Source organism: Planomicrobium sp. MB-3u-38 (assembly GCF_002836425.1).
Lineage (GTDB): Bacteria > Bacillota > Bacilli > Bacillales_A > Planococcaceae > Planococcus > Planococcus okeanokoites.
In genome coordinates, this window is the sequence record NZ_PJBO01000059.1 from 149,234 (window position 1) to 156,412 (window position 7,179).

At 42.2% G+C, this 7,179-nt stretch carries 9 protein-coding genes and 1 pseudogene; 7 read left to right on the top strand and 3 right to left on the bottom strand.

Features of this window, described 5'->3' with window-relative positions:
* Nucleotides 1-7 precede the first annotated feature (7 nt).
* Complete coding sequence (locus CXF70_RS11015; protein WP_101802708.1) at nt 8-502, top strand: cupin domain-containing protein; 495 nt, start codon at nt 8-10, stop codon at nt 500-502.
* 76 nt (nt 503-578) lie between these two features.
* Here CXF70_RS11015 and CXF70_RS11020 read toward each other — a convergent pair whose 3' ends face one another.
* Nucleotides 579-2,003 (bottom strand): NAD-dependent succinate-semialdehyde dehydrogenase, encoded by a 1,425-nt coding sequence (locus CXF70_RS11020; protein WP_101802709.1) that lies wholly within the window; start codon nt 2,001-2,003, stop codon nt 579-581.
* Nucleotides 2,004-2,245: 242 nt separating this feature from the next.
* Here CXF70_RS11020 and CXF70_RS11025 point away from each other — a divergent pair, with 242 nt between their 5' ends.
* The 6 genes from CXF70_RS11025 to CXF70_RS11050 all read left to right on the top strand — a co-directional run bounded on the left by CXF70_RS11025 (nt 2,246) and on the right by CXF70_RS11050 (nt 6,362).
* The gene (locus tag CXF70_RS11025; RefSeq protein ID WP_101802710.1) at nt 2,246-2,542 is read left to right on the top strand and encodes a replication/maintenance protein RepL; all 297 of its coding nucleotides are present in this window, start codon (nt 2,246-2,248) and stop codon (nt 2,540-2,542) included.
* 389 nt (nt 2,543-2,931) lie between these two features.
* Nucleotides 2,932-3,597 carry a YveK family protein gene (locus tag CXF70_RS11030; protein ID WP_158241192.1) on the top strand — a complete coding sequence of 222 codons (666 nt, stop codon included), beginning with the start codon at nt 2,932-2,934 and terminating at the stop codon, nt 3,595-3,597.
* A gap of 27 nt (nt 3,598-3,624) precedes the next feature.
* Nucleotides 3,625-4,626 (top strand): GNAT family N-acetyltransferase, encoded by a 1,002-nt coding sequence (locus CXF70_RS11035; RefSeq protein WP_101802712.1) that lies wholly within the window; start codon nt 3,625-3,627, stop codon nt 4,624-4,626.
* Between the two features lie 58 nt (nt 4,627-4,684).
* Nucleotides 4,685-5,152, top strand: coding sequence for a hypothetical protein (locus CXF70_RS18375; RefSeq protein ID WP_199172821.1), 468 nt, complete (start codon nt 4,685-4,687; stop codon nt 5,150-5,152).
* Nucleotides 5,153-5,187: 35 nt separating this feature from the next.
* The gene (locus tag CXF70_RS11045) at nt 5,188-5,499 is read left to right on the top strand and encodes an MGMT family protein (RefSeq protein WP_101802713.1); all 312 of its coding nucleotides are present in this window, start codon (nt 5,188-5,190) and stop codon (nt 5,497-5,499) included.
* A 128-nt stretch (nt 5,500-5,627) separates the two neighbouring features.
* A complete protein-coding gene (locus tag CXF70_RS11050; RefSeq protein ID WP_101802714.1) occupies nt 5,628-6,362 on the top strand; it encodes a gamma-glutamyl-gamma-aminobutyrate hydrolase family protein in 735 nt (244 codons plus the stop codon).
* A gap of 63 nt (nt 6,363-6,425) precedes the next feature.
* On the opposite strand, the gene CXF70_RS11055 is transcribed toward CXF70_RS11050, so the two are convergent.
* Both CXF70_RS11055 and CXF70_RS18205 read right to left on the bottom strand, forming a co-directional pair.
* Nucleotides 6,426-6,749, bottom strand: a complete 324-nt coding sequence (locus CXF70_RS11055) for a hypothetical protein (protein WP_101802715.1) — start codon at nt 6,747-6,749, stop codon at nt 6,426-6,428.
* Nucleotides 6,750-6,753: 4 nt separating this feature from the next.
* A pseudogene (locus CXF70_RS18205) lies at nt 6,754-7,179 on the bottom strand (helix-turn-helix domain-containing protein); the annotation flags it as partial.

The window sequence follows — 7,179 nt, forward strand, 5'->3', positions numbered from 1 at the left end:
TGGACCGATGGAAAAAACGAAATTCATTCATTTTGAAGATGACGGCATGATACCGAATAACGAATCGTTGGGAGTGGCCATTTATCCGGGAGCTTTTAAAGACAATCCGGAAAAGATAGAAGATGTGTTCAATAAGAATGGCTGGACGAACAGCTGGACAAACGGAGTATTCGATTATCACCATTACCACAGCAACACGCACGAGGCACTGGGCGTGCGCTCAGGTTCGGCTGTTATACTGCTTGGCGGTGATGATGGACAGGAAGTGGAAGTTAAAACAGGCGACGTTGCAGTTTTGCCTGCCGGCACAGGACACAAGAAAATTTCGTCCACTGATGATTTTCAGATAGTCGGCGCGTACCCGGGCGGCGTCAGCCCGAACAAGAAAGTCGGGAATCTTGATGAACGGCCCTATGTGCTGGAAGATATCCAGAACACGCCTTTGCCGCATAAAGATCCGGTCTATGGCGATAAAGGGCCTCTTTTAAAAGAATGGTCATAAGAAATGCGTCACCATTTTGATTTAGACAAAAAATATCCATTGCCCTCAATAATTGTGGGCAATGGATATTTCTCTTTTATAACTGAATAGATATATATTTTGTTTCCAAGAATGCTTCCAGACCTTCCATACCGCCTTCACGGCCGATGCCGCTTTCTTTCATTCCGCCGAAAGGCGCCTGGGCAGCGGATGGCAATCCGTCGTTCCAGCCCACAATGCCATAATCGAGATTTTCAGCGATATAGGTTCCGCGTGTCATGCTGTCTGTGAAGAAATAGGCAGCCAAGCCGAAACGTGTATCATTGGCCAATTTTACTGCTTCTTCATCTGTCTTGAACGTCATGATCGGCGCAACGGGACCGAATGTCTCTTCATTCATGACGAGCATATCGGAATTTGCGTTCAATAAGACGGTCGGATCATAGAAATAAGCATCATTTTCCGTTTTGCCGTCACCGCCGACAAGCACTTTCGCCCCTTTGTCGACCGCATCTTTCACGTGTTCCGCCACTTTCTCGTAACCATCCTTATCAACAAGAGGACCGATTTGCACACCTTCATCCAGTCCGTTGCCGACTTTCAGATCCGAAGCGGCTTTCTGCAGCTTGCGGGAAAATTCATCCACAATTCCTTCCTGGACATAAATGCGGTTGCCGCAGACACAAGTCTGCCCGGCATTACGGAATTTGGACGCCATTACGCCTTTGACAGCTTCTTCGATATTCGCGTCATCCAGGACGATGATCGGTGCGTGGCCGCCAAGTTCAAGCGACAGGTTCAGCATCGTTTCTGAACTTTGCTTCATCAATTCTTTGCCGATTTCGGTTGAGCCAGTGAATGTCAGTTTCCGGACTGACGGATGGCTGGTGAAGACTTTACCGATTTTACCGGCGCTGCCGGTCACCATGTTGATGACGCCTTTCGGGAATCCGGCTTCCTCAGCCAATTCATACATCCTGACGGCTGTCAGCGGCGTCAATTTTGCCGGTTTTGCGACAAATGTGCAGCCGGCTGCAAGCGCAGGCGCCATTTTCCGCGCCATCATGGCAGCTGGGAAATTCCATGGCGTAATCGATACCACGACACCGACTGGCTGCTTGATCACTTGGATGCGCTTGCCGTCTTTACTCGCAGGGACTGTCCGGCCGTAAACACGCTTGCCTTCTTCTGCAAACCAGGAGATGAAGGCCGCCGAATATTCGATTTCACCGATTGATTCAGCGAGTGGCTTGCCCATTTCCTTTGTCATGATTTCAGCAACTTCCTGTTTATTTTCCATTAAAAGGTCATGCCATTTCATCAATAACTCCGACCGTTGATAAGCGGTCGTCTTTGACCATTCCGGAAAAGCGGCTGCGGCAGCATCGATTGCTTGCGTCGCTTCATCCTCACCGCCATTAGGGACTGTCCCGACCTGCTCGCCGGTAGCCGGATTCATGACATTGATGACACCGTCTCCAGCGGTTGACCATTCTCCGTTAATATAATGTTTGCCTTCCATTGCGTATAACCTCCTTGAATATTGTTTCTACTCCAATGGTATACCCTGTTGGCTGAAATTTTAATTGTGCAGAATGGATATTGGGGGAAGATTTGTCCATGTTTTTACAATCTGAAATCGGCCGTGAATGTAAATGACGCAAAATTGTACTTTTTTGCGTATATATGTCTAATTGAAAACAGACGGGGTATAAGTAGTAAAGAATGGAAATAATCAAGTCTGTGAGCAGGAGGGTGAGATTGATGAAGGTCAGCGAAAGCCGCAAAACAGCTTACGATCCATTAACTGAGCGCAAGGTGGAAGAGATCTGCAATGATTGTTTCGCGTCGGAATCAGAACGCATTGCTGAGATCGGTAAGAAGTTTGTCCATTACTTTGCAGATAATGCATCTTCGGATGGTGTCTTATTTAAAACAATAAAAGAAATTACCGGCGATATAAATATTCCACATCAGTCTTTATCGAAAGTGCTGAAAGTTCTTGAAGATAAAAAAGTGATTTACAGGCGAAATGGGATTATAGGTTTATGGAAAAATTAAATACAGGATAATTATTTAAATGATTTTTTTTTAATATTTTAATATAAATATGAATGACTATCGTTTCTTAATATTACAGAACTCTATTCCTCCTTTCATTTATGAAGGCCAGCAAGTCCATAAGAAAGCTCTATTCCTTATAAGGATAGAGCTTTCTTTATTTTTTTATTTAAAAATACTATAAGTACTTATACCTACTAGTGTAATTTTTGTAATATTTGTAATTATTCTAAGAGACTTTATGCTCATCATTCGTTAATTTTATTTCATTTTTATTAATTTAATAGTAGAAGTACTCATGGTTATGTGATATAAAGGTACTATAATAATCTGAATTTTTAGATATAAAAGAGCATATGACGATTTCTTTTTTAGAAGGAGGAAAATTTATGGCGGAAAAAGTCATGGTTTTTAATATCCTGAAGAGTCTAAAGAATCATGTAAAGTTGATAGCGGGGATTTCGATAGTCTCCATGGGCGCAATATGGGCACTTCTCACATTTATACTCGCACCGAACTACCAGGCGACCAGCCAGCTTTACATAGAGCAGCCGACAGCGGGGCTCCCGGAAGCGGGGCAAGTGGAAAAGTCAGCTGATCCGCAGGTAGTCGAAGCTTACAGTGTAATGATTAAAAGCAGGGAAGTACTGGCGTCAGCCATTGAAGAGACGGACGTAGCACTGACTCCGGCTGAACTGTTTGAGAAAGTTACAGTTTCCAATGTACCGGCATCACAGGTATTGAATATTACGGTGGAAGATAAAGATAGAAGACTTGCTGGTGAACTTGCTAACTCATTGGCGAACTTTGCGGTAGCGGAAGGCTGGAAGCTGATGAAGGCGGATAACCTGGAGATCATCGCTAAGGCTTCCGTAGAAGAAGTGCCTTCTGTACTTGAGGAAAATGTCCTTTACGTTCTGGCCATTGGCGGTATATTCGGGGCGATTGTCGGAATTTTAATGGCATTTATCGCTGAACTGTTCAATATGCTGTTCAGTACGGGTGTACTGCAAAGAAAAAGAAAACAGTCAAATCTGCAGACAGTGTTCAAGTAATCCGGATACTCGAATGGGGGAACTGAAATGTATGAGCTGGTCTCTGCCAGCCAAACAAATCGCTGGCAGCAAATTCTTGATCTTTTCAATATTACAGACATTTATTACACGTGTGAATATCTTGTAAGCGCACTTAAGCTGGATCCTGGCCAAGCGGTCCTCTTCTATTTTTTGGACGACAGCGGAGAAGGGGAAGTCGCGTATCCGTTTATCAAACGGGAGATTAAAGAGGACGGGATCCTATTTTACGATATTACAACCCCTTTCGGTTATGGCGGTCCATTGCTTAATGTAAAAGGGGATGGTTATAAGCTGGCAGCCAATTTCCTGACAGTATTTACGAAGTATTGCCATGCTGAAAAGATCGCAGCTGAATTTATACGCTTTCATCCGCTGCTGAACAATGCGGAGTTCTTCAAAGATCATCTGGATCTGATTTCCGTTCATAACACCTACACTCTCCCTCTGAAAAGTGCAATATTTCATAATCAGACAGATGAGCATGGGAACTCGGTGGAATATACCGTAAAAAAACTTGGCACCGTCAAGCACATGTTCGATTTTCTGGTGCTGTATTATTCGACGATTCGTATGAATGAAGACACGGACAGCTATTATTTTTTCACAAATGATTATTTTGAATCCCTGGTCAGTGCGCTTGGACCGAACCTTCATCTTTTCGGTGCATATAAAGAAAATAAACTTCTTGCCGCCTGTTATTTACTGGCCAAAGGTGAAGTCATCTATCATCATCTCAGTGGAACTGCCGAGGGCCAGGGAGTTCCTGAAGCTGAAAGTGAGCTGAGAAGAAAAATCGCTGTGTGGGGAGCAGAAAATAATTATCTTTATTACCATCTTGGCGGAAAAACGCTTGATGGCCTTGAAAAGAGCCTCGCATCCATAACCAGCAAAATATCAATCGACACATCCACATACTTCATCAGCCGCCTTGTCCATGACAAGGAAATATATAAAACATTTCATCCATTAGAGCAAACGGAACTGATAAAAAGATACGGCAATGTCTAAATCGGTGTTCATGAACGAATGAATAAATGATTGAAACGATTATCAGGGAGGGATCTAATTGAGATATCTTCAATATAAAGGGGTAGTTGAACGGGAATATAAAATGTCATTGAGGAAAGTGATGCATCAATTATGTGTGAACGAAAATTTAAATGCCGTAGATGGGGCAAAAAAATTAGGCATCGCCAAGGAGATTTTCGTATATTGGAGAAATTACTTTCGTCTGGAAGAAAGGCAATTACTGTTCGATCAGACAGTAGTTGATTTGATGCATCTGCAGGACCGTTACACGGAGGCGGCTGACAGGGATTATTCGGATTATGGCACAGCAATCCCGCCATCCAATACGATAGACGAATTGGAGGATGTAGTGGATAACTTAATCGGTTATTATAAACATATCCATTATTCCAGTGAAGGCTTTTCGTTGAAAACTGCGAAATTGCCGTTATATGAATTCAGCAAATCTCTGATTACAGATTATCGAAATGGAGAGTTGGCCCGAGAAATACAAAGTGGACGCTGAGACAATGGAAATTCGAATAAAAAGGAACAATTTTTATGGAAGCTTTCACTTTAAGAGTCATTCAAACAATACAAAATATACCGGCAGGAAAAGTAATGACGTATGGGCAGATTGCCGCTCAAGCTGGCAGCCCAAGAGCCGCCAGGCAAGTGGCACGGCTGCTGCACAGCATGAGTGCAAAACATGATCTTCCTTGGCACAGGGTAATTAATGCCGCAGGCCGGATATCTTTTCAAGACGAGAATCATCGTCAGACACAGAAAGAGCTTTTGCTTGGAGAAGGTGTAGTATTCACAGGGATGAATGTTGACTTAATTCGTTTCCGCTTCGACCCGGGAGAGGACTAAAAGGGTGGTAAGAGGTTTGGCTCTTTCAGAGCCGGAGGAGACCGAATAATCGAATATGTTTTGTGTGAAGAGTATCAGGGGTATATAAGCAGAGTAGAATTCTGCTTATAGGAAAGAGGTACTCAATTATGTCGAATAGAAAAAAACCGGTCATCGGTATTACAGCACGAGTAGAAAAAGATCAAACTTATACATTAGATCCAGTTTATGCGAAAGCGATATTGCAATCCGGCGGTCTGCCGTTGATTGTTCCCATCGTAGATGAAGAGGATATTCCATTATTGTGTGAAAGGCTTGATGGGCTGATCGTAACTGGTGGCGGGGACATTAACCCTACACTTTACGGTGAAGAGCCACATCCAAGTTTAGGCGCTGTATATCCAGGAAGTGACGAATACGAAAAAGAACTTATCACTGAATTCTTAAAAATGGATAAGCCGTTCATCGGTATGTGCCGAGGACTGCAAATGTTGAATATCACTCTTGGTGGCACTAACTATCAAGACTTGGAAGCGGAATTTGAAGGCAAACTTTACCAGCACCTTCAATTGGCTATGCGGACGCACCGTACGCATTCTGTCGAATTGGAAGAAGACAGCCGCCTGTATGACATCATGGGTGTTAAGAAATTCCGTGTCAATTCATTCCACCACCAGGGTGTGCGCGATGTCTCTGATAAATTGAGAGTAGCCGCTCGTGCAGCTGATGGATTAGTTGAGGCCTTGGAAAGTGACCATCACCAATTCGTGATGGGCATCCAGTGGCACCCGGAAGAATTCGCCTTACAGGACGATCAGCCTTCCATTAATATTTTTGAAAGATTTGTTGACGAGTGCTTGAAAGATAAATACCAAAATCAATAATAATTAAATAGAAGAAATAGAAAAAGCTGCTCAAGTGAGCAGCTTTTTTGCGTGCATTATAAATTATGCTTTATCTTTTACAGACCAAGGTTCAGGAAGTCTTTCGGCGACTTCAACAGAATTCGCCCAAGGTTCAGGAAGTCTCTCAGAAACTTCAATAGGATTAGACCAAGGTTCAGGCAGTCTTTCAGCAAGTTTAACTGACCAAGGTTCAGGAAGTCGTTCAGTAAGCTTAATTGACCAAGGTTCAGGAAGTCGCTCAACAAATTTAATTGACCAAGGTTCAGGAAGTCGTTCAGTTAAGTCTTCTTTTGCATTAATATTAACTCCCGCAATACTAGTGATAGTAACGGCTGCAACAAATGTTAATGTTAGTAATTTTTTCATATTTTCACTCCTCTTTAATGGCCATCATTTCTTTATAAGCTTTTTTTGCTTTTATTAGAGAATATGCAGATTTTTCAAATTCTCCTTTTCTTAAATAACTATTTCCTAAATGTCCATAATAAAAACCTATTTCGAAATGTTTATTGTGGCTTTTTAAAATAGGTATCAAGTTCTCTTCTAAAATTTCAACAAATTTGTTAAATTCATCTGTAACAAAATACTTTAAGCACATAAATTCAGTGTAAACCTCTTTAAACTGATTATTTGAAGGAGAATCAACACTAATATTTCTGTCTCTTATAATACTTTCCCCCTTTTGAAGGATACTTTTAGCAGAGTCAGCGTCTCCTAGTTCAATGTGGCACTTTATTAAAACACAATAATCTAAGATCAAGTCCGAAGTATACTCTTCTGGTACAAATTTCAATGC

What these genes read in the sequence shown, in the direction of transcription:
- CXF70_RS11015 (WP_101802708.1), top strand. Translation starts at nt 8, where the DNA reads ATGGAAAAAACGAAATTCATTCATTTTGAAGATGACGGCATGATACCG.
- CXF70_RS11020 (WP_101802709.1), bottom strand. Translation starts at nt 2,003, where the DNA reads ATGGAAGGCAAACATTATATTAACGGAGAATGGTCAACCGCTGGAGAC.
- CXF70_RS11025 (WP_101802710.1), top strand. Translation starts at nt 2,246, where the DNA reads ATGAAGGTCAGCGAAAGCCGCAAAACAGCTTACGATCCATTAACTGAG.
- CXF70_RS11030 (WP_158241192.1), top strand. Translation starts at nt 2,932, where the DNA reads ATGGCGGAAAAAGTCATGGTTTTTAATATCCTGAAGAGTCTAAAGAAT.
- CXF70_RS11035 (WP_101802712.1), top strand. Translation starts at nt 3,625, where the DNA reads ATGTATGAGCTGGTCTCTGCCAGCCAAACAAATCGCTGGCAGCAAATT.
- CXF70_RS11045 (WP_101802713.1), top strand. Translation starts at nt 5,188, where the DNA reads ATGGAAGCTTTCACTTTAAGAGTCATTCAAACAATACAAAATATACCG.
- CXF70_RS11050 (WP_101802714.1), top strand. Translation starts at nt 5,628, where the DNA reads ATGTCGAATAGAAAAAAACCGGTCATCGGTATTACAGCACGAGTAGAA.
- CXF70_RS11055 (WP_101802715.1), bottom strand. Translation starts at nt 6,749, where the DNA reads ATGAAAAAATTACTAACATTAACATTTGTTGCAGCCGTTACTATCACT.